Annotated in this window: 21 protein-coding genes and 2 tRNA genes; 14 read left to right on the top strand and 9 right to left on the bottom strand. The window is 62.8% G+C overall.

Features of this window, described 5'->3' with window-relative positions; genetic code table 11:
• Nucleotides 1–97 precede the first annotated feature (97 nt).
• Entirely contained in the window at nt 98–1,063 is a 966-nt protein-coding gene (locus DSC91_RS21750) for an alpha/beta fold hydrolase (protein WP_115780809.1), read from the bottom strand.
• 214 nt (nt 1,064–1,277) lie between these two features.
• Between DSC91_RS21750 and DSC91_RS21745 the strand changes: the two genes are divergently transcribed.
• From DSC91_RS21745 to DSC91_RS21720, 6 genes are all read left to right on the top strand, one after another.
• Nucleotides 1,278–2,663, top strand: a complete 1,386-nt coding sequence (locus tag DSC91_RS21745) for an amino acid permease (protein ID WP_115783419.1) — start codon at nt 1,278–1,280, stop codon at nt 2,661–2,663.
• 512 nt (nt 2,664–3,175) lie between these two features.
• Nucleotides 3,176–4,324, top strand: coding sequence for a c-type cytochrome (locus tag DSC91_RS21740; RefSeq protein ID WP_115780808.1), 1,149 nt, complete (start codon nt 3,176–3,178; stop codon nt 4,322–4,324).
• Between the two features lie 13 nt (nt 4,325–4,337).
• Nucleotides 4,338–6,095, top strand: coding sequence for a cytochrome c oxidase subunit I (ctaD, locus tag DSC91_RS21735; RefSeq protein ID WP_115780807.1), 1,758 nt, complete (start codon nt 4,338–4,340; stop codon nt 6,093–6,095).
• Nucleotides 6,092–6,703, top strand: coding sequence for a cytochrome c oxidase subunit 3 (locus DSC91_RS21730; RefSeq protein WP_115780806.1), 612 nt, complete (start codon nt 6,092–6,094; stop codon nt 6,701–6,703). Before ctaD ends, DSC91_RS21730 begins: the two co-directional genes overlap by 4 nt.
• Entirely contained in the window at nt 6,700–7,407 is a 708-nt protein-coding gene (locus tag DSC91_RS21725) for a heme-copper oxidase subunit III family protein (protein ID WP_115780805.1), read from the top strand. The genes DSC91_RS21730 and DSC91_RS21725 overlap by 4 nt, the downstream gene beginning before the upstream one ends.
• Nucleotides 7,408–7,415: 8 nt before the next feature.
• Nucleotides 7,416–7,757, top strand: coding sequence for a cytochrome C oxidase subunit IV family protein (locus DSC91_RS21720; protein WP_115780804.1), 342 nt, complete (start codon nt 7,416–7,418; stop codon nt 7,755–7,757).
• 130 nt (nt 7,758–7,887) lie between these two features.
• Here DSC91_RS21720 and DSC91_RS21715 read toward each other — a convergent pair whose 3' ends face one another.
• Entirely contained in the window at nt 7,888–8,445 is a 558-nt protein-coding gene (locus DSC91_RS21715; protein WP_115780803.1) for a glycine zipper domain-containing protein, read from the bottom strand.
• A gap of 675 nt (nt 8,446–9,120) precedes the next feature.
• On the opposite strand from DSC91_RS21715, the gene DSC91_RS21710 reads away from it, so the two are divergent.
• Both DSC91_RS21710 and DSC91_RS21705 read left to right on the top strand, forming a co-directional pair.
• Nucleotides 9,121–9,642 carry a hypothetical protein gene (locus DSC91_RS21710; RefSeq protein ID WP_208645769.1) on the top strand — a complete coding sequence of 174 codons (522 nt, stop codon included), beginning with the start codon at nt 9,121–9,123 and terminating at the stop codon, nt 9,640–9,642.
• Nucleotides 9,643–9,754: 112 nt separating this feature from the next.
• Nucleotides 9,755–10,255, top strand: a complete 501-nt coding sequence (locus DSC91_RS21705) for a DUF2244 domain-containing protein (protein WP_115780801.1) — start codon at nt 9,755–9,757, stop codon at nt 10,253–10,255.
• Between the two features lie 333 nt (nt 10,256–10,588).
• Here DSC91_RS21705 and DSC91_RS21695 read toward each other — a convergent pair.
• Both DSC91_RS21695 and hemN read right to left on the bottom strand, forming a co-directional pair.
• Nucleotides 10,589–10,673 (bottom strand) — tRNA-Leu (locus DSC91_RS21695).
• Nucleotides 10,674–10,779: 106 nt separating this feature from the next.
• Nucleotides 10,780–12,165, bottom strand: coding sequence for an oxygen-independent coproporphyrinogen III oxidase (gene hemN, locus DSC91_RS21690; protein WP_115780800.1), 1,386 nt, complete (start codon nt 12,163–12,165; stop codon nt 10,780–10,782).
• 232 nt (nt 12,166–12,397) lie between these two features.
• On the opposite strand from hemN, the gene DSC91_RS21685 reads away from it, so the two are divergent.
• The 3 genes from DSC91_RS21685 to DSC91_RS21675 all read left to right on the top strand — a co-directional run bounded on the left by DSC91_RS21685 (nt 12,398) and on the right by DSC91_RS21675 (nt 14,328).
• Nucleotides 12,398–12,727: a YkgJ family cysteine cluster protein gene (locus DSC91_RS21685; RefSeq protein WP_115780799.1), complete on the top strand. Its 330-nt coding sequence runs from the start codon at nt 12,398–12,400 to the stop codon at nt 12,725–12,727.
• A gap of 89 nt (nt 12,728–12,816) precedes the next feature.
• The gene (locus tag DSC91_RS21680) at nt 12,817–13,410 is read left to right on the top strand and encodes a DUF1439 domain-containing protein (RefSeq protein ID WP_115780798.1); all 594 of its coding nucleotides are present in this window, start codon (nt 12,817–12,819) and stop codon (nt 13,408–13,410) included.
• A gap of 81 nt (nt 13,411–13,491) precedes the next feature.
• Nucleotides 13,492–14,328, top strand: a complete 837-nt coding sequence (locus DSC91_RS21675) for an undecaprenyl-diphosphate phosphatase (protein WP_115780797.1) — start codon at nt 13,492–13,494, stop codon at nt 14,326–14,328.
• A gap of 84 nt (nt 14,329–14,412) precedes the next feature.
• Here DSC91_RS21675 and trmB read toward each other — a convergent pair whose 3' ends face one another.
• The 5 genes from trmB to DSC91_RS21650 form a co-directional block, all read right to left on the bottom strand.
• Nucleotides 14,413–15,207 (bottom strand): tRNA (guanosine(46)-N7)-methyltransferase TrmB, encoded by a 795-nt coding sequence (trmB, locus tag DSC91_RS21670; protein ID WP_115780796.1) that lies wholly within the window; start codon nt 15,205–15,207, stop codon nt 14,413–14,415.
• A gap of 200 nt (nt 15,208–15,407) precedes the next feature.
• Nucleotides 15,408–15,481, bottom strand: a tRNA-Gly gene (locus tag DSC91_RS21665).
• Between the two features lie 85 nt (nt 15,482–15,566).
• Complete coding sequence (locus DSC91_RS21660; protein WP_115780795.1) at nt 15,567–16,130, bottom strand: YggT family protein; 564 nt, start codon at nt 16,128–16,130, stop codon at nt 15,567–15,569.
• 219 nt (nt 16,131–16,349) lie between these two features.
• The gene (locus tag DSC91_RS21655; RefSeq protein ID WP_115780794.1) at nt 16,350–16,670 is read right to left on the bottom strand and encodes an EthD family reductase; all 321 of its coding nucleotides are present in this window, start codon (nt 16,668–16,670) and stop codon (nt 16,350–16,352) included.
• Nucleotides 16,671–16,747: 77 nt separating this feature from the next.
• Nucleotides 16,748–17,686, bottom strand: a complete 939-nt coding sequence (locus tag DSC91_RS21650) for a Rossmann-like and DUF2520 domain-containing protein (RefSeq protein ID WP_115780793.1) — start codon at nt 17,684–17,686, stop codon at nt 16,748–16,750.
• A gap of 242 nt (nt 17,687–17,928) precedes the next feature.
• On the opposite strand from DSC91_RS21650, the gene DSC91_RS37905 reads away from it, so the two are divergent.
• From DSC91_RS37905 to DSC91_RS21640, 3 genes are all read left to right on the top strand, one after another.
• Nucleotides 17,929–18,090: a hypothetical protein gene (locus tag DSC91_RS37905; RefSeq protein ID WP_167470520.1), complete on the top strand. Its 162-nt coding sequence runs from the start codon at nt 17,929–17,931 to the stop codon at nt 18,088–18,090.
• A gap of 363 nt (nt 18,091–18,453) precedes the next feature.
• Nucleotides 18,454–18,750, top strand: a complete 297-nt coding sequence (locus DSC91_RS21645) for a hypothetical protein (RefSeq protein ID WP_115780792.1) — start codon at nt 18,454–18,456, stop codon at nt 18,748–18,750.
• A 157-nt stretch (nt 18,751–18,907) separates the two neighbouring features.
• Nucleotides 18,908–19,873, top strand: coding sequence for a threo-3-hydroxy-L-aspartate ammonia-lyase (locus DSC91_RS21640; RefSeq protein WP_115780791.1), 966 nt, complete (start codon nt 18,908–18,910; stop codon nt 19,871–19,873).
• Nucleotides 19,874–19,951: the final 78 nt, after the last annotated feature.

The following is a 19,951-nucleotide window of genomic DNA, read 5'->3' as shown; positions in this document are numbered from 1 at the left end:
TACGCGCAACGAAGAGGTCGCGGCCTTTGCCGGCGGCGCCGATGCCGCGGCCAGCGACTTCGCAAAACTCGCGCAGACGTATCAAGCCGGCTACGCCCTACTGTTGCCGGCTCAACTCCCGCGCGGCCCGATCGATCACATCCGCAACCGCGCCCGCATGCGACACCGGCACAAGATGGCTCGATGAGATCGGCACGATCTTCGCGCCCATCCGGTTGGCCATGAACTGTTCGACTTCAGGCGACACCGCGCGGTCCTTCGTCGTCACGATGTACCACGACGGTTTTTCTCTCCATGCCACCTGGCTCACCGTTTCGCTGAAGGCCTTTGCTGCGATCGGCTGTTGCGCAGCGGAGAGCACGCGCGTCAGATTCTCGGGCACGTCGGCGGCGAAGTCGGCGTGATATTTGCTGCGGTCGAGCCACAGGAAGCCAGTGGAATCCGCGGTGATGGCTTGACCCGCCGGCGCCGGCGCCGCGCGCTTCATCAAGTCCATCGTCGATTCATGGAGATCGGGCGCAATCGCCGCGATGTATACGAGGCCCGAGACGTTCGGCGCGTTCGCACCCGCTTCGGTAATCACAACGCCGCCCCATGAATGCCCCACGAGGATGGTCGGGCCGTCCTGGCGTGCGAGGACGCGGCGGGTGGCGGCGACATCGTCGGCGAGGGACGTGAGCGGATTCTGCACCGAACTCACGTGATAACCCTTCTGCTGCAATTTCGCGACGACACCGTTCCAGCTCGACCCGTCGACGAACGCTCCGTGAACCAGCACGACATTGCGTACGGGGCCGGTCATCGGCGCTGCGGATGGTTTGGGCGCAGCCGCTTTTTGGGTAACGGGTGCAGCGGGCGCGGCCGGCGTCGCGGGTGCCGCAGCCGGCTCCGCGGGCGGCGGGGCCGGTGTTTCCGGTGCGCTCGACTCCATGCCGGGCATGCCCGGCATGTCGGCCGGTTCGGCGGCGGGTTCTGCCGGGGGCACCGCGGTTTGCGCGAGGGCACTCGCCGCAGCGAAACAGAGACACATAGCAGCGGCGCAAAACAAACGTTTGGGCAACATGTTGAATCTCCGAAGGCTGAAACCTCGACTAGGGCAACATACAGAAGCCCCACGCCAGTGACAATCCCTATCCTCGCCGTTAGGTGCGGCGCAAAGCCAGACGCGGGTTGGTCCCAGTATTTAGGGAATATCGGTCGCGGTAAAATTTCCGGTTCTGCCGGGGCGGACCACAAGTCTGATCGGGCGATCGATATCCATACACTTGGGCGCAATTTTGAATAGTGCACAGCAGCAAGACGGCCTGAAGCGCGGGCTTAAAAATCGTCACATCCAGCTGATCGCGCTGGGCGGGGCGATCGGCACGGGCCTGTTTCTCGGCTCCGCCAGCGTGTTGAAGGCAGCCGGCCCGTCGATGATTCTCGGCTACGCGATCGGCGGCATCATCGCCTTCATGATCATGCGCCAGCTCGGCGAAATGGTCGCGCAGGAACCGGTCGCCGGTTCGTTCAGCCACTTCGCGTACAAGTATTGGGGCGATTTCCCCGGCTTTCTGTCCGGCTGGAACTACTGGGTGCTGTATGTGCTCGTGAGCATGGCCGAGCTGACCGCAGTCGGCACCTACGTGCATTACTGGTGGCCGGGCGTGCCGACTTGGGTTTCGGCGCTGGTGTGCTTCGCCGTCATCAACGCGATCAATCTCGCCAACGTCAAAGCATACGGCGAAACTGAATTCTGGTTTGCGATCGTCAAGGTGGTGGCCGTGATCGGCATGATCCTGTTCGGCGGCTATCTGCTGATGAGCGGCCACGGTGGGCCGCAAGCCTCGATCACCAATCTCTGGGCCGACGGCGGCTTTTTCCCGCACGGTTTTCACGGCCTGTTCATGATGCTCGCGGTCATCATGTTTTCGTTCGGTGGCCTTGAACTGATCGGCATTACGGCCGCTGAAGCGGCCGATCCGCAAAAAAGCATTCCGAAGGCCGTGAATCAGGTGATCTACCGGATTCTGATTTTCTATATCTGCTCGCTGGCGGTGCTGCTTTCGCTGTATCCCTGGAGTCAGGTCGCGGCAGGCGGCAGCCCGTTCGTGATGATCTTCTCGCAGATCGGCTCGACGTTGACCGCAAACATCCTCAACGTGGTGGTGCTGACGGCGGCGCTGTCGGTGTACAACAGCGGCGTGTATGCGAATAGCCGCATGCTTTACGGTCTCGCGGAACAAGGCAATGCGCCGCGCGCGCTGATGAAGGTCGATCGGCGCGGCGTGCCCTATATGGCGATTGGCTTATCGGCGCTCGCCACATTCACCTGCGTGATCGTCAACTACCTGATTCCGGCCGAAGCGCTCGACTTGCTGATGGCGCTGGTGGTCGCCGCGCTGGTGTTGAACTGGGCGCTGATCAGCCTGACGCATCTGAAGTCGCGCAAGGCGATGGTGGCAGCGGGCGAGACGCTTGTGTTCAAGTCGTTCTGGTTTCCGGTCAGCAACTGGATCTGCCTCGCTTTCATGGCGCTGATCCTCGTGATTCTGGCGATGACGCCGGGCCTGTCGGTGTCAGTATGGCTCGTGCCCGCGTGGCTGGTCGTGATGTGGGCCGGTTATGTGTTCAAGCGCCGGCGTGCCGCGATGCATGGCGGCGCCCAGGTGGCGGGGCGGTAAGGCGGATATTTCCTGTTGGTGCCGGGGCCGGAGTGGAACAATTCCGGCTATCGCTTTGCTGGAGCGGGTTCGTGGAATTTTGCCGGTACGGATGCCACCAAAAATACCACCGGGCGTGGGGACCAGGTCATTCACGTGCTTCTGGCTGGCCATTCTGTCTTTCGCGTAGTCGTCGTACGCACGTCGCGCACGTGAACAGACTCTGAACACCCGGCGCCCCAGGGAGACGGCCGCCCCGACAGCCAAGGCTGGAGGCGGCCGTTTTGCATTGCATCGCGGCAAATAACGCCTCCATTCACGCGATCCGTATATGGGGCGCGTTTCCCCCTGGCGCCGTCTTGCACGATGCAGAGGAGAGGACTACCTTTGTTTTAGAGCCGCTTACAACGCTCAGCGAAGCGGTCCTGGCAGAAGTGCCGGCGCAGGCAGTACGAAGTACGGCAGGGCGGCACAACGACGCCAGGAGCCTTTTTGTCAGCGGCTCCAGCAAGTGACGCGCAGCGAGGTGGACTATGGCGCTTGCGATTGCCCTGAGCCTGATCATCGTATTGGCGGTGGGGTTTCACTTTGCCAGTCCCTGGTGGATCACGCCGATCGCCTCGAACTGGGTGCGCATGGACGACATGCTCACGATCACGCTGGTCATTACCGGCGTGCTCTTCATCGCGATCAACCTGTTCATCGTGATCGCACTGGTGCGCTACCGCAATCGCAGGGGGCATCGCGCAGCTTACGAGCCGCACAACAAGCGGCTGGAATGGTGGCTGATCGGCCTGACCACTGTCGGCGTGGCAGCGTTGCTGGCACCGGGGCTCTTCGTCTACGCGGACTTCGTACGGCCGCCGCCCAACGTGCTGCAGATGGAAGTGCTCGGCCAGCAGTGGCAATGGCGCTTCCGCTTTGCCGGCCCCGGAGGCAAGCTGGGCACGACAGACGTGCGCTACATCAGCAACGACAATCCCTTCGGCCTGAATCCCGCCGACCCCAACGGCCGTGACAACTACCTGATCGAGACGCCCGAGGTGCACCTGCCGCTCAACCGGCCGATCCAGGTGCTGACACGGTCGCGCGACGTGCTGCACGACTTCTACGTGCCGCCGTTCCGTGCGCGCATGAACATGGTGCCCGGCATGGTGACGACCTTCTGGTTCACGCCGACCAAGGCAGGCCGTTACGACATCCTGTGCGCGCAGCTTTGCGGTATCGGCCACTCCAACATGCGCGGCGTAGTCGTGGTGGAAGACGAGGCATCGTTCGCGCGCTGGCTGGCGCAGCAGAGCACGTTCGAGCAGCGGCAGCAGGCCAGAGTGCAGGCCGCACCCGCCGCTGCGGGCGGCAGAGCTCAGGTGCTTGCTGACCAGGGCAAGGCGCTCGCAGCGGCCAAGGGCTGCATCGCCTGCCATACCGTGGATGGCAGTCCGCTCGTGGGCCCCACCTGGAAGGGCCTGTACGGCAAGACCGAAACGATGGCCGACGGCAGTACGGCGAAGGTGGACGAAGCCTATCTGCGCGCCTTTATCCGCAACCCGAAGTCCCGCGTCGTGAAGGGCTTCGCGCCCATCATGCCGACCTTCGACCTGAGCGAGCAGGAGCTGACCGCGCTGGTGACCTACATCGAATCGCAAGGCGGCCCGGCCGCCATCAGCGCAGCCAAACCCTAGCGGAGCACACGCAATGTCCTACGCACACACCGATCACGGCCCGCAAAGCTTCTGGACCCGCTATGTCTGGAGCCAGGACCACAAGGTCATCGCCGTGCAGTATTCGCTGACGGCCATCGCCATCGGGCTCGTCGGCCTTGTGTTGTCGGACCTGATGCGGTTGCAGCTCGGCTTTCCGGGCAAGTTCAGTTTCATCGACGCCACCCATTACTACCAGTTCGTCACCATGCACGGGATGATCATGGTGATCTATCTGCTGACGGCGCTGTTTCTGGGCGGCTTTGGCAATTACCTGATCCCGCTGATGCTGGGTGCGCGCGACATGGTGTTCCCGTTTCTCAACATGTTGAGCTACTGGGTCTACCTGCTGGCCGTGCTGGTGCTGGTGGCGAGCTTCTTCGTGCCAGGCGGGCCGACCGGCGCGGGCTGGACGCTGTATCCACCCCAGGCCATCCTGCCGGGCACGCCGGGCGTGGAATGGGGCATCGTGTTGATGCTGGTGTCGCTGGCGATCTTCATTGTCGCGGCAACGATGGGCGGCCTGAATTACGTCACCACCACGCTGCAGGCGCGCACGCGCGGCATGACGCTCATGCGTATGCCGCTCACGGTGTGGGGCATCTTCATCGCGACCATCCTGGCACTGCTGGCGTTTCCGGCGCTGTTCGTGTCGGCGGTGATGATGCTCCTCGACCGGGCACTCGGCACCAGTTTCTTCATACCGGCCGTGGTGTCGATGGGGCAGACGCTCAAGCATGCCGGCGGCAGCCCGCTGCTGTTCCAGCACCTGTTCTGGTTCTTCGGGCATCCGGAAGTCTACATCGTCGCGCTGCCGGCCTTTGGCATTGCGTCGGACCTCATCAGCACGCACGCGCGCAAGAGCATCTTCGGCTACAAGATGATGGTGTGGGCCATCGTCGTCATCGGTGGGCTGAGCTTCGTGGTCTGGGCGCACCACATGTTCATCGCCGGCATGAATCCGTACTTCGGCTTCTTCTTTGCCACCACCACGCTCATCATCGCCATCCCGACCGCCCTCAAGGTCTACAACTGGGTGCTGACGCTGTGGCGCGGCGATATCCACCTGACCGTGCCGATGCTGTTTGCCATCGGATTCATCAGCACTTTCGTCCTGGGTGGGCTGACCGGGCTCTATCTCGGCAACGTGAGCGTGGACATTCCGCTGTCGAACACGTATTTCGTGGTGGCGCACTTCCATATGGTGATGGCCGTGTCGCCGATCCTGGTGGTATTTGGCGGCATCTACCACTGGTATCCGAAGGTGACGGGCCGCATGCTCAACGACACGCTCGGGCGCGTGCACTTCTGGGTTACCTTCCTCGGCACCTATGCGATCTACTTCCCGATGCACTATCTCGGCATCCTTGGCATGCCGCGACGGTATTACGCGTATGAGGGCATCAGCTTCATTCCATCTTCGGCGCAGACGCTCAACACGTTCATCACCATCGTCGCGCTGATCGTTGCAGTGGCGCAGTTGCTGTTCCTGTACAACCTGGCGTGGAGCCTCGCGCGCGGCAAGCGTGCCGACGGCAACCCCTGGCGGGCCACCACGCTGGAATGGCAGACGCCGCAAACGCCGCCGGTGCATGGCAACTGGGGCGCCGCGCCGCCCATCGTTTACCGCTGGGCGTACGAGTACAGTCCGACGGGGCAGGAGGAAGACTTCGTCCCGCAAAACCAGCCGCCCGCGACGGCGCCTGAACCGGCCGCCCACCCGACGCTTCAACCCGGAGAGGCACGCGAATGACCACACTGCCCCGCGCCTTCGTTCCCGACGCGCCACCTGTCTTGCCGAATGCGAGCCGCATCGGCCTGATCGTCTTCATGGCGGTGGCAACGACCTTGTTTTCACTGCTGCTGCTCGCCTATGCAATGCGTATGCGCGAGCCCGACTGGCAGCCGATCCCGCATCCGGCGCTGCTGTGGTGGAACACTGGCGCGCTGGTGCTGGCGAGCATTGCCATGCAGCGTGCCCGGCAGATTACCTTGCACCGCGCGGCGTGGCTGGTGTCCGGCGGTGTGCTGGCGGCCGTGTTCGTGATCGGACAACTGGCCGTCTGGCGCATGCTGTCGGCGGCCGGGCAGACCGTCACCGTCAATCCTTCGAATAGCTTCCTCTACCTGCTCACCGGCCTCCACGGGTTGCACGTGCTGGGCGGGCTGGTGGCCTGGGCCGTGACGATCGCGCTTCTCCGGCGAGCGGACCCCTTCCGGGCCCACCGCGCCATCGCGCTTTGCGCCATCTACTGGCATTTCCTGCTGTCTGTCTGGCTCGTGCTGCTGGCGGCGATGTGGTGGATCACCCCTGGGTTCGTCGCCACTATCTGCGGGCCGCTGTATGGAGCCGCGCCATGACCACGCCCACGCTCCCCACCGAATCCGCCGCCACCACGCCCGCCGACGCCGGGCCTGACGGCTGGCGCGGCATCGTCACGGACTGGTCAGCCGACCGCGAAGCCTTCAAGGTGCCGTGGGGCAAGGCGATGATGTGGATCTTCCTGCTCTCGGACACCTTTATCTTCAGCAGCTTCCTGATCGGCTACATGACGGTGCGCATGTCGACCACGGTGCCATGGCCTGACACGTCCAAGGTGTTCGCGCTCACGGTGGGCGGCGTGGATGTGCCCTTGCTGCTGATCGCCATCATGACGTTCATCCTGATCAGCAGCAGCGGCACCATGGCGATGGCTGTCAACTTTGGCTATCGGCGCAACGCAAAACGCGCTGCCGTACTGTTGCTGGCGACCGCGCTGCTGGGCGCGACCTTCGTGTCGATGCAGGCCTTCGAATGGACCAAGCTGATCGTCCATGAAGGTATCCGCCCCTGGGGCAACCCGGTGGGCGCTGCGCAGTTTGGCGCGTGCTTCTTCATGATCACCGGGTTCCACGGCTTTCACGTGAGCTGCGGTGTGATCTACCTGCTGCTGATCGCGCGCAAGATCCTGCAGCCGGGGTTCACGGAGCACGGCAACTTTCAGATCGTGGAGATTGCCGGCTTGTACTGGCACTTCGTCGACCTGGTGTGGGTGTTCATCTTTGCGCTGTTCTATTTGTGGTGAGGCAGACCATGGACCACATCGATTCGGCCCATCGACCCGACGCCGGGCACGGCCAGCAGCATCCGATCGGCATCTACCTGAAAATCTGGGGCCTGCTGTTCGTACTGAGCACGATGTCGTACATGGTGGATTACTTTCACGTGCAGGGCGTGCTGCGCTGGACACTGATCGTCGTGCTCATGATCGCCAAGGCCGGGCTGATCGTGTCGATTTTCATGCACATGATGTGGGAGCGGCTGGCGCTGGTGTACGCCATTCTGATGCCGCCCTTGGGTCTGCTGGTGCTGATGGTGCTGATGGCTGCCGAAGCGCATCACACTTTCGGCATGCGGGAACTCTTCTTCCACTGATATCCCTGTGCCGACCATTCCTCAGGCGAGTGCCTGGAATGCACCGCTCTGAATACAAAACGACCCGACAAATGCCGGGCCGTTTTTGTTTCCTGGCTCGCTGAAACTCTCAGCGAAAAACACCTTCGAATCAGGCGTGCTTCTCACTGAATTCGTTGAGCGGCTCAGGCTGCTTGAGCGGATCGAAGTCCGCCCACCGCCCTTGTTGCCAGCGGCCGGTCGCGCGTTCGATCGCCGCGCCTCCCGCATCGCGCAGCACCCGTGCGGCATCCAACTGGCTGTCCGGCGACACGTGGACGGCCACCAGCACGCCGGAATCACGGGTTTCTTCGTCGCTGGCTTCACGCGTGCGCATCATCGCGCCGACCAATGAACCGACATACGCACTCACCCCGGCCGCGATCAACGACATGATAAGCGGCGCCGAAAACGCCGCGAAGATTCCGACACCGACCACGGCGCCAACCGCTGCGCCAATCGTGATACCCATCTCGGCACCCTTCGGTGCCTCCTTCGCGTTTGCGTCGGCGCTGATATCGCCGCCGGGCCGAAAACGTGCGTGCTGGCCGATCGGATTGACGAAAAACAGTGTGACGTCCTCCTCGACAAAACCTGCATTGAAGAGCCGTTGCGCCGCGTCTTCAGCGGCGGGGAATGTCGTAAAGCGTGCTGCGACGATGAGTGACATGTGGCCTCCTTCCATCGTTGACTGGCGGTTGCAGACTATGCCGCCCTACCTCACCCGCGCCGAGACAGCGGTGTATGCGGTGGCACGCACCGCGACCATGCCGTGATGCCACGATCGGGTTCCATGCCGTCCACTCTGAACAGTCCGCTATGTAACATTACTCCTTTGCCGCCGTTCCGGTCGATCGCTTCCGCTCAAACCGAACGGATAGGATTGCGCCAAATCGCGCGGAAAGCGACGCGCCGTTTGCCGGGCGGGCAGGGTCTTCAGTGATCCGTCGGGTCCTCGTCGAGCTCGATCGAGCAGTCGCCTTCTAACCGAGGCGGCTTGTACTGTTGGTCAAGGCGCTGCCGGACGGTAGCCCGAGCCGGTCCCGGAACGTCCTGCGTTGGGCCGTGTCCATCGCGGCGTAGCGATCGATCCGTGGCTTCGCAGGCATTTGATCTTCTACTGCGAACTAAAAGATTAATTATCGATCCGCTGACAGGTCTGCTGCGGCCAACAACTGACGTGCCTCACGGGTCTCTTGCATGTGCAGTTCATCACGCCGCTCCGTCGCCAGAACGAGGATCATCAGTCGGGTTTGCGATAGCCATGCGGCGCTATCAGTCTCGCGATCTGGCGGACTAGAATGAATTATTCGAATCGATCGGGAGAGAAATTGTGCAACTTCACATGGATTCCCATCATTTCACACACGGCCAGCTCGACTGGCGGGCAGCCGTGCTGGCAGGCGTCATGGCGGGCGCTGTATTCCTGGCGTTAGGGGTTGTCCTGATGGCACTGACGACGGGCGGAAGTCCGCTGGAGCCCCCACGCATGGTCGCCGCGATCATGCTGGGCCGAGGCGCATTGCAATCGTCGCAAACATTCTCAATTGGCATCGTGCTCGCAGCCTTTGTGGTGCATTTTGCCCTTGCCATCGTGTTCGCGCTTATTCTCGGTCTGATCATGACGTCGTTCAACCTTGACTCGAGCATGGGGATGGCTTCACTGGCGGGTGGCGTTTTCGCTGTAGCCGTTTACCTGATTAATTTCTACGGCATGACACGGTTTTTTCCGTGGTTCGCAGAAGCACGCAACTTGGCCAGCCTGTTCGCTCACATCGTCTTCGGTATCGTGGCGGCGAACCTGTACATGAGACTGGAGCGCAACACATCCCGCGGGGTCAAGGCGGACGCGGGCGGCCCATCGTAGTCCGGTGCAAGTGTAACGGTGACATTGCAAGCGGCGTGGACGCTGCATTCGGGGCAGCGCGGCACGCGCATTTGCGCGCCGCGAATGGCTCCGCGACGCAGGACTTTCGATCATGTACGCATACTTCAGGCGGTCGTACGGGCCTGGCTCTTTCGACGGCGAGGGAGGTGTGCCGAGCCGCGAGTGGCGCATCAAGCGCAACTGCTCCCTCACGCCGCGGCAGTCGCTCGCCGCGACCGTGTTCCTCATGGCGCTCGACCTCGCGATCGGCGTGGCAGCGGCATTCGTATTCGGCGCGTGGCTCACGCTGCCGTTCTCGATGCTTTGCACCGTGGCCGTCGGCATCGCCTTTATCGCCTACGCCAGGCACGCGACGGACGGCGAGGTGCTGACGTTCGCGCCTCCGTTCGTGATCGTCGAAGTACACGAGTGCGGACGCCGCACGATGTATTGGATGAATGCGGCTCGCCTGGCCGTGTCTCTCGGCGACAGCGATGGCGCCGTCTACCTTTGCGATGGCTGGCAGCGTGTTCCCGTCGGACGGCAACTGCCTGCCGCCGCCCGCGCGGAGTTCGTGCGCCAATTGCGCCGCTTTATCGTGGCCGACTGTTGACATGCCCGCCGATGATCGCACGGCATGTCTGATCGGCCTCACAGCAACACGCCGAGCACCCCGACGATGCCGATGCCGCACGCGATGCTCGCGCCAATGATCGGCGCCACGCGAAATGCGCCGGCGAAACCGTCGAACGTGCGCAGCATCTCGCCGACCTTGGACGGCTCCGTGATTGAAGCGAAGCGAGTTGTTTGTGCCGATGGAATTGCGCCGACCAGATCCCACGCGGTGTCGACGAGTCAAAGCGGATCGCTGAGGAATAAAAAACCCCGCAAGACGTTGATCTTGCGGGGTTTCTCGGAATACTTCGGCTTTTGCCGGAACAGCTGATGGTGCCCAGGGCCGGAATCGAACCGGCACGCCTTGCGGCGGGGGATTTTGAGTCCCCTGCGTCTACCAATTTCACCACCTGGGCAGGTCTTGCGGCGCACGCGTCAGAGTACGGCACGCGGCGAAGACGCAGATTATGGCCGAAAATTCGACGGCGGGCAAGCCGCTTGCCTTCGTCGCGTGCTCCGTCATCAAACCGTGCGTGAAAATCGTTCGAGCGTCTGCTGACCGAGATAGCGGTCGAACACCATCGCAATGTTGCGCACCAGCATGCGTCCGGCCGTCCGCACTTCGAGCTTGCTGCCGCTCACCGACACCAGTCCGTCCTGCTCGAAGCCGCGCAGGCGCTCCAGTTCCGGCTCGAACGTATCGGCGAAGCGGATGCCGTACGCGGCTTCGAATTCATCGAAGCGCAGTTCCAGATTGCACATCAATTGGGTGATCACATCGCGACGCAGACGGTCGTCCACGGTAAGGCGCACGCCGCGTGTGATCGCGAGCTTGCCCGCATCGATTGCCGCGGCATAGCCGGGCAGGTCCTTGACGTTCTGCGCGTACACGTCGCCGACCTTGCCGATCGACGACGCACCGAAGCCGATCAGATCGCATTCCGCCCGCGTGCTGTACCCCTGAAAATTCCGATGCAATGTACGCTGCGCCTGCGCGCGTGCGAGTTCGTCGGTGGGTCGCGCGAAGTGGTCCATGCCGATGTAGACATAACCCGTGCTCGTCAAGCGCTCGATCACCCGCTCCAGGATCGCGAGCCGCGTGGCGGGAGAGGGCAGCGTGGCCGGATCCATCTGTCGTTGCATCTTGAAGAGTTGCGGCATGTGCGCATAGGCGAACACGGAAAGACGATCGGGTGCGAGCTCGATCATCGTATCGAGCGTGCGGCTGAAGCTATCGACCGTTTGATGCGGCAGCCCGTAAATCAGATCGACGCCGATCGAGTGGAACCCCATATCGCGTGCGGCGTGCATCACCGAGGCGGTCATTTCGAGCGGCTGAATGCGATTGATCGCCTGCTGCACCACCGGATCGAAATCCTGTACGCCGAGACTGAGCCGATTGAAGCCGAGCGTGCGCAGATGCGCAATGGTCCCGGGCGACGCCTCGCGCGGGTCGACTTCGATCGAATATTCGCCTTCAGTATCGGGCAGCAACGTGAAGTATTCGCGCGTCGCAGCCATCAGTTCCGTCATTTCATCGTGCGACAGAAACGTGGGCGTGCCGCCGCCCCAATGCAATTGCGACACGGGGCGCCGCGTGTCGAAACACGCTGCCTGCAAGGCCATTTCGCGCTTCAGGCGCTCGACATAGGGACGCGCGTGCGCGCGGTTCTTCGTGGCGACCTTGTTGCAGCCGCAGTAGAAGCACACGGTGTCGCAAAAGGGAATGTGGAAGTACAGCGAGAGATCGGTGGCGGAAGCGCCTGGGTCCGCGGCGGCGCGCAAATAGTCGGCGGGATCGAAATCGTCGCGGAACTGCAAGGCGGTCGGATAGGACGTATACCGTGGACCGTTCGCATTGTATTTGGCGAGCAGGTCGGGGCGGAACAGCGTGTTGGCGGTGGTCATGGGGCGCTCGGGTTTGACAGCCACCTTTGAGGAGGCGCGAGCCGGCGGATTCTCGGGACCGGTTCGAACTGCGCAAACGCCTCTTGAGCGTGGCCTTTCGTATCCATCGAGTCTACGTGAGCGACCCGTTGCCGGATTGCGTAAAAAGGTCGCACGCGATGCGATGGCACAATGCGGGTCTGGCGTTGCGTTGGCTGTTGTTTTGCGTGTTTTCGAGTTCAGGAAAAATGTCGTGAGTGATGTGCCGAATACCGTTGTGAAGCGCGAGTTCCCGTTCCGGGTGGCCGGTCATGCCTGCCGCCCCGATTGCGGCGCGTGTTGTATCGCGCCGTCGATTTCGAGTCCGATCCCTGGCATGCCGAATGGCAAGCCGGCGGGCGTGCGCTGCGTGCAACTCGGGGACGATCTGCGCTGCGCGATTTTCGGTCAACCGGAGCGGCCGGCGTGCTGTTCCGGTCTGCAGCCGCAGATGGACATGTGCGGCGCGAGCCGCGGCGAGGCGCTCGCGTGGCTCACCCAGCTTGAAACGCAGACTCAACCGCAACCGGCGATGCGTCCATAACGCGCGTGAACGATTGCGCCACGTCATCCGCCCGGACAAACAACCCAACACAACCGCATGCTCGAGAAGCCTTCCACAGGAGATTTCGCATGACTCGACCCGCTGCGCCGACCCGGCGCCGCTTCCTGCTTGCCGCGCTGACAGGCTGCACCGCGCTTGGCATCACCGTGTCGCTCGCGGCCTGCGCGACATCGACCTTCCCGTTCATCCCCTCGCACTACACGTTCTCGCAGCAGCAGGTGCAGGACGCAGTGCAGCGTAAATTCCCCTATCAGCGCACGGTTTCGCAAGTGTTCGACGTCGCGCTGACCAATCCGGTGGTCGGCTTCCTGCCGGACGCGAATCGCGTCTCGGTGAAGCTCGACGCCCGGCTCGCGAGCCCGTTCATGGCGCAACCGGTCAACGGCGTATTCACGCTGTCGAGCGAGCTGGCCTACGACGCCGCCAGCAAATCGGTCGTGCTGAAGTCGCCGAGCGTCGACAACGTCAGCGTGAGCGGCCAGGCGCAGGCCTACACGCAGCAGATCAACGCCGCAGCGGCCGTGCTCGCCACGCAGTTGCTGACCAACTATCCGATCTACACCTTCAAGCCCGAACAACTGCAATTTGCCGGCGTGAATTACGAACCCGGTACAATCACCATCCTTACAAACGGCATACGCGTGCAAATCGTCGAGAAATGACGCTGCGCGCGGCCGGCAGGGCCGCGCGCACATCGTGCCGCCCCTGTTCGTTTAGACAATCTATAGCGATGAGGGTCACGGATGGACTGGCTAATGGCGTGCAAGGCGCTGATTCTGGGCGTCGTCGAGGGGCTGACGGAATTTTTGCCGGTATCGAGCACCGGTCATTTGATCGTCGCAGGCAGTCTGCTCAATTTCACGGATGACCATGCGAAAACCTTCGATGTCGTGATCCAGCTCGGCGCGATTCTGGCGGTGTGCTGGGAGTTTCGCCGCCGCATCGGCAGCGTGGTGGTCGGCTTGCCCAGCCGGCCCGACGCAAGGCGCTTTACGTTGAATGTGATCATCGCGACGATTCCGGCGATCGTGCTTGGTCTGCTGTTCGAGAAGGCCATCAAGGCGGCGCTGTTTTCGCCGGTGCCGGTCGCGTTCGCGCTGGTGGCGGGCGGGGTGGTGATCCTGTGGGCGGAGGCGCGCCAGCGTGCGCGCGGTGAGGCGGCGGCACGCGTGCAGAACGTCGACGATTTGAGCCCGCTGGATGCCTTGAAAGTCGGCCTTGCTCAATGTTTTGCGTTGATTCCGGGCATGTCGCGCTCGGGTTCGACGATCATCGGCGGGATGCTGTTTGGTCTTGAGCGGCGCGTCGCGACTGAGTTCTCGTTCTTCCTCGCGATTCCGATCATCTTCGGCGCGACGGCTTACGAGCTGTATAAAGACTGGCATCTGCTGTCCGCCGACGCGCTCGGCAGCTTCGCGCTCGGTTTCGTGGCGGCTTTCATCAGCGCCTTCGCCTGCGTGCGCTGGCTGCTTCGCTACATCGCCGCGCACGATTTCACGGTGTTCGCGTGGTATCGCATTGGCTTTGGGCTGTTGATCCTTCTGGTGGGCTACAGCGGCGCGTTGAGCTGGGCGGATTGATTTTCCGCCGTTTCCTGAAGTCATGAAAAAAGGTCCGCGTTTGCGGACCTTTTTGTGTGTGGCGAGTACAACTGCAGCGCGGTTTTATACTGTGCCGCGCTTCCTGAACACCAGATCCCATACACCATGCCCGAGCCGTAAGCCACGGCGCTCGAACTTCGTCACCGGACGATACTCGGGACGCGGCGCATAGCCGTCGGCGGTGTTTTCCAGCGCCGGATCGGCGCCCAGCACTTCGAGCATCTGCTCGGCGTAGTTTTGCCAGTCGGTCGCGCAATGCAGATACGCACCGGGCTTCAGACGCGAAACCAGCAATGCGACGAACTTCGGCTGGATCAGCCGGCGCTTGTGGTGGCGCGCCTTGTGCCACGGATCCGGAAAGAAGATATGGACGCCGTCGAGGCTGTCCGGCGCGATCATCTGTTCGAGGACTTCGACCGCGTCGTGCTGAACGATGCGGATGTTCGACAGGTTCTGTTCGCCCATCAGCTTGAGCAGCGCGCCGACGCCCGGCTCGTGCACTTCGACGCCGAGAAAGTCGTCGCCGGGGCGGTGCGAGGCGATCTCCGCCGTGGTCGCGCCCATCCCGAAACCGATTTCCAGCACACGCGGCGCTGCGCGGCCGAACACGCTGGTCCAGTCGGGTTGTTGCGGTGTGAAGGGCACGACAAAATGCGGACCGAGTTCGTCCATGGCGCGGCGCTGGCCGGTCGATACGCGGCCCGCACGCGTGACAAAACTGCGGATGCGGCGTCGATGCAAGGCTTCGCCTTGCGGGGTGTCGGCGCCGGTCTCCGTGCCGGCCGGTTGGCCTTCAGCGTCGGCGGAAGGCGGCGGGAGTTCGTCGGGCAGGCCGGCGTCGTTTGGATCGTGGATCATTGTCGATACTGCTTACTAGGGTGAGGGCCTGGCCGCTTGCATGGCGTGTTGCGAGGCGCCGCTTGCGCTTGCGCGGCATGGGCCGCGGCTCGCAGGCACGGTCCGCTCGAATCGCTATGCCTTGAGCGCTGCCACCACAAAAAAGCCGCCTTCATGGGAGGCGGCTCGTGCTGGATGCTGCTGACGGTCCAGCAGGAAGGTGGAGCGGGCGATGGGAATCGAACCCACGGCTCTAGCTTGGGAAGCTAGGGTATTACCATTATACGACGCCCGCAGAGCGCACGATTCTACTCGCGAAGAGGCGGTTAGCGCAAATCGCGCTGCCGCCACCCTGATCTGCAAGACGCGCGCCGCGCCGGTCAGATCACGAAATAAGTCAACTGAACGGCCGCGCGCGTCACCACCATCAGCAGCACCTGCACGATTACGAACAGCAGAATCGGCGAGAGGTCGATGCCGCCGAGTTGCGGCACCACGCGGCGCAGCGGATTCAGGAACGGTGCGGTCAGCTGATACAGAATCGGCATGGCCGGCGAACGCGGATTGAGCCACGACAGCAGCGCCATCAGGATCGTCATCCAGATGATCAGATTCAGTGCCCACTTGATGACGGTCAGCACGGCGACGATCAGCAGCGTCGGCACGAGCGTGAGCGGATCGGCGCCCGTGAGCACCACCATCAGCACCACGTACACGATTGCCGCAAGCAGCGCGGCGACAAGACTCGCCCAGTCGATGTTGCGCGTGCTGTGCAGAATGTGCCGCAACGGCAGCACGATCCAGTTGGTGGCTTGCAGCACGGCGTTCGTGACGGGGTTGTACGGCGGCATGCGCACGACTTGCAGCCATGCGCGCAGCAGCAACGCGGCGCCGAACAGCGTAAAGACGGTATTGAGCAGAAAACGGGCGATATCGCCAAACATCTCGTGTCCTTATCCTTCGGAAGGCGGCCGTCGGTCGGCCGCAGGGTGCCGGCGCTGACCGATCGGTGCGCCGGCGGGTTCATTTGGATTGCCTGCGCCATTCCCGGAGGAGGGCGCGTTGCGCGTCACAAATGGGGACGCAGCGGTTCAATTTCCAGATGTTCGAGTCGGGCTAATCGGCGAACCGCATACCGCCAAGCCACACCCGGCTGTAGGACATCACACGGAGACCTTGATTTCGCTGATCAGAATCGTGCCGTTGCCGCCGTCGGTGTAATTCGGAATGTCGGCAACCAGCTGCTCCGAGGCCGGCTTGAAGACCTTGTAGAAATCGTCCGCGCTATCGAACAGGAAGTGACCTGCGGCGACATACGGCGGCGGCGTTCCCGGCGGCCCGGCGTTGATGCCGACGTCGACCGACCAGCCTTTCAGCGACGGCCCGAACAACCTGGCCGCGAGCGGCATGTGCGTGACGCAGTAATAATCCACGTCGAAGTGGCCGTTTTCCCGATACGGATAGAGGATGCTGACCTTGATCATTGTGCGTTCTCGTCTGTTGGTCCCGAAGCGCGGCGCTGGCGGATTGCGCGCGGCGCCGGACGTCACATTATCACGGCTTACTTGACGCTTGCACCTGCGGCGGCCTGATTCAGCGACCGGTTGAGCGATTCTTCCACCGCCTCGGCAATCGCCTCGATCGCAGCGGGCGGTTTGGCGCGGCGTTCGGCCAATCCGACCGCGCGCCGCGTCAGCAAACCGTACAGTGCGGCATGATCGCCGCCGAGGCCTTCCAGCAACGCCAACTGCTTTTCCACAACGCCGGTATCGCCGCGCGAGACGGGCCCGGCGAGCGCGTTGGGCAGCCCCTTGTCGCGGGCGGTTTCGATGGTGCCGGAGAGCATCGGCAGCAGCGCGCGCAGCGCGTCGTCTTCGGCAAAGCCTAGCGTATGCCATAGCGCGACGCATTCGGCGAGGCTGCACAGCGCGAAGCTGGCGGCGTAATGAGCGGCGGCGTGGTACAGCATGCGGCCGCCCGGCGGAATCGACAGCGGATGACAGCGCAGGGCGACGGCCAGCGCCGTCAGCGCATCCATGAGCGCGCCATCGGCCTCGATGGTCACCGAGCAACCGGCGATCCGCTCGATGTCGGCGAGATCGCCGCTAAAGAGGTACAGTGGGTGAAAGCCGCCGATCGAGGCGCCCTGGTCGCGCGCCGGGGCCAGCAATTCCACCGGCGAGGCGCCGCTGCAGTGCACGAGCGCCTTGCCGTATGGGCCGCTGGCCACGTCCGCCGCGAACCGCAGTGTGTGTGCTGTCGTACCGATGCTGTCGTCGGGAACGGCTAAAAAGATGATGTCGGCGGCGTCGACAGCCTGCTGTGGATCGTCGAATGCCGCGCAATGCTCGATTTGACCGGCGAGCCGGCTGGCCGAGGCCGCCGTGCGGCTCGCCACCGCCGTGACGGGATAGCCGGCGCGGGAAAAGCTCAGCGCGAGACAGCGCGCGAGCCGTCCCGCACCGATGAAGCCGAGGCGCGGCAGAGAGGGCTGGGACATGGTTGCCTGCTCCAGACGGGACACTTGAACGGGAAAGCAGCAGTATCGCGCATCCGTCCGGCAGTAGGGTGTCCCCGAGCGGGCATTCCTCTGATCAGTGCGCCCGCGATATGGCAAGTGCGGTCGGTCATCCGGTCGTACGCGCCCCGCGGGTCCGAAAACTGCTCACAATTTCTTCATGAGCCGGTTTGGCAGTTGCTGTTCTGGGTTTTTCGTCTCGCAGTCAGATTCGGGAGGTAACGATGAATATTTTTTCTTACCGAAAGCACTTGCGGTTCTTGACGCACTCGCAGCGCCGTCGCTGGTGGGACCAGAAGAAGCGCTTGACGCCACGCGTGCGCATCAGCGGCGCGTATGTCCCGCCCAACGTCTCCCGAGAATTCGCCTACGTGAAGGTGGGCTGAAAATACCGTCTGCTGATGGGTAAGAAATGCCCGGTGCGATCGCATCGGGCATTTTTCGTTTGAGCCGTCAGGATTGAAGCTAATTTGTAATCAAAGATTACCGGCCGGCGAGAGGCCGAAGCCGCGGGATCTGAAAAGCGGCGGATTCGCATCCGCCGGCGCGCTGGCAAACCCTTAGTTCTCAGTCCGTTACAGAGCGTGTCCGGGCGCCGCCGCGCCGCCGCACATTCCGACCTATTGCTGCCAATTGCAATTTGCAACAAATGCGAACATCTATGCAGAGTCTTTTTCGATACATTGATTCCATGGCATGCAAGGCATGCAAAGTCGGCGACCTTAGTGGGCCGCGCCAGGAGAATAAAAGTGAAAAAGATCGTTCCGTTTGTCGTTGCTGCCGCACTCGGCGTGGGGTTCGCTACTGCTGCTGAGGCGCACGTTTCCGTCGGGATCGGGATTGGCATTCCGGTCGCACCGGCGTATCCGGTTTATGCCGCGCCGCCGCCGGTTTATTACGAGCCGCCTCCGCCGGTGGTGTATGCGCCGGGCTATTACGCGCCGCCTGCAGTCGTGGTGGGTGGGTATTACGGTGGCTATGGCCGTCCGTATTATCACCATGGCTACTACCGCGGTTACTACGGCCACGGCTACTATCGCCGCTAATCGCAAGAAGCGGGCGGGATATGTTGACGGCGTAACGCCGGCTTGATCGCCGGGTTGCGCCGTTTGTGTTTCCGCTGCGGCATACCAACCGACTTACCAAAGCACTGTCGAAGCTGGGAGAATGGCTGTTTCGCCACCGCTCCGGAGAGTTTCGCCAATGCAAGCGCTTCCCGCTCCCACTTTCGACGACGTACTCGACGCCGCTGCGCGTCTCGAAGGCGTCGCTCACCGCACCCCCGTTCTCACGTCGAGCACGTTCGATGAACGCACGGGCGCGTCGGTGTTCTTCAAGTGCGAAAATTTCCAGCGCATGGGCGCTTTCAAGTTTCGCGGCGCCTACAACGCGATTTCGCATTTCGATGCGGAGCAACGTAAAGCGGGTGTGTTGACGTACTCGTCGGGTAATCACGCGCAAGCTATCGCGCTATCGGCGCGCCTCGCCGGAATCCGCGCGACGATCATCATGCCGCACGACGCGCCCGCCGCCAAAGTCGCGGCAACCAGGGGCTATGGCGGCGAAGTGATCAGCTACGACCGTTACACCGAGAGTCGCGAAGAGATCGGCCGGCGGCTCGCTGAAGAGCGCGGCATGACGCTGATTCCGCCGTATGACCATCCGCATGTGATCGCCGGGCAGGGCACGGCGGTGAAGGAGTTGATCGAGGAAACCGGCCCGCTCGACATGCTGTTCGTTTGTCTCGGCGGCGGTGGACTGATCGGCGGCAGTGCATTGTCGGCGGCGGCATTGAGTCCGGCGTGCACCGTCATCGGCATCGAGCCCGAAGCGGGCAACGACGGTCAGCAATCGCTCGCGCGCGGCGAGATCGTGCATATCGACGCGCCGCGCACGATTGCCGACGGCGCGGCCTCCACGCATCTCGGCGACTACACGTTCGCCATCATCCAGAAGCGGGTTGCGCAGATCGAAACGGTTAGCGACGAGCAGCTGATCGAGACCATGCGTTTTTTCGCGCAGCGCATGAAGATCGTGGTCGAGCCGACGGGTTGCCTCGCGGCGGCTGCCGTGCTCAACGGCATCGTGCCGGTGAAAGGCAAGCGCGTAGGCGTGGTGGTGAGCGGCGGCAACGTCGATCTGGCCAAGCTGGCGCAGTATCTTGCCTGACAGGCTCTGCGCCGCGTTGCGCGGCGCTCGGTGAATTTGAGAAGGATGGCTCGCCAGGCTCGCCAAGGCGAGCCGTTT

Origin of the sequence: Paraburkholderia caffeinilytica, from assembly GCF_003368325.1 — a bacterium.
Taxonomy (GTDB): domain Bacteria; phylum Pseudomonadota; class Gammaproteobacteria; order Burkholderiales; family Burkholderiaceae; genus Paraburkholderia; species Paraburkholderia caffeinilytica.
The sequence above is the reverse complement of the archived record's forward strand: the minus strand, read 5'-3'. Positions and strand labels throughout refer to the sequence as shown.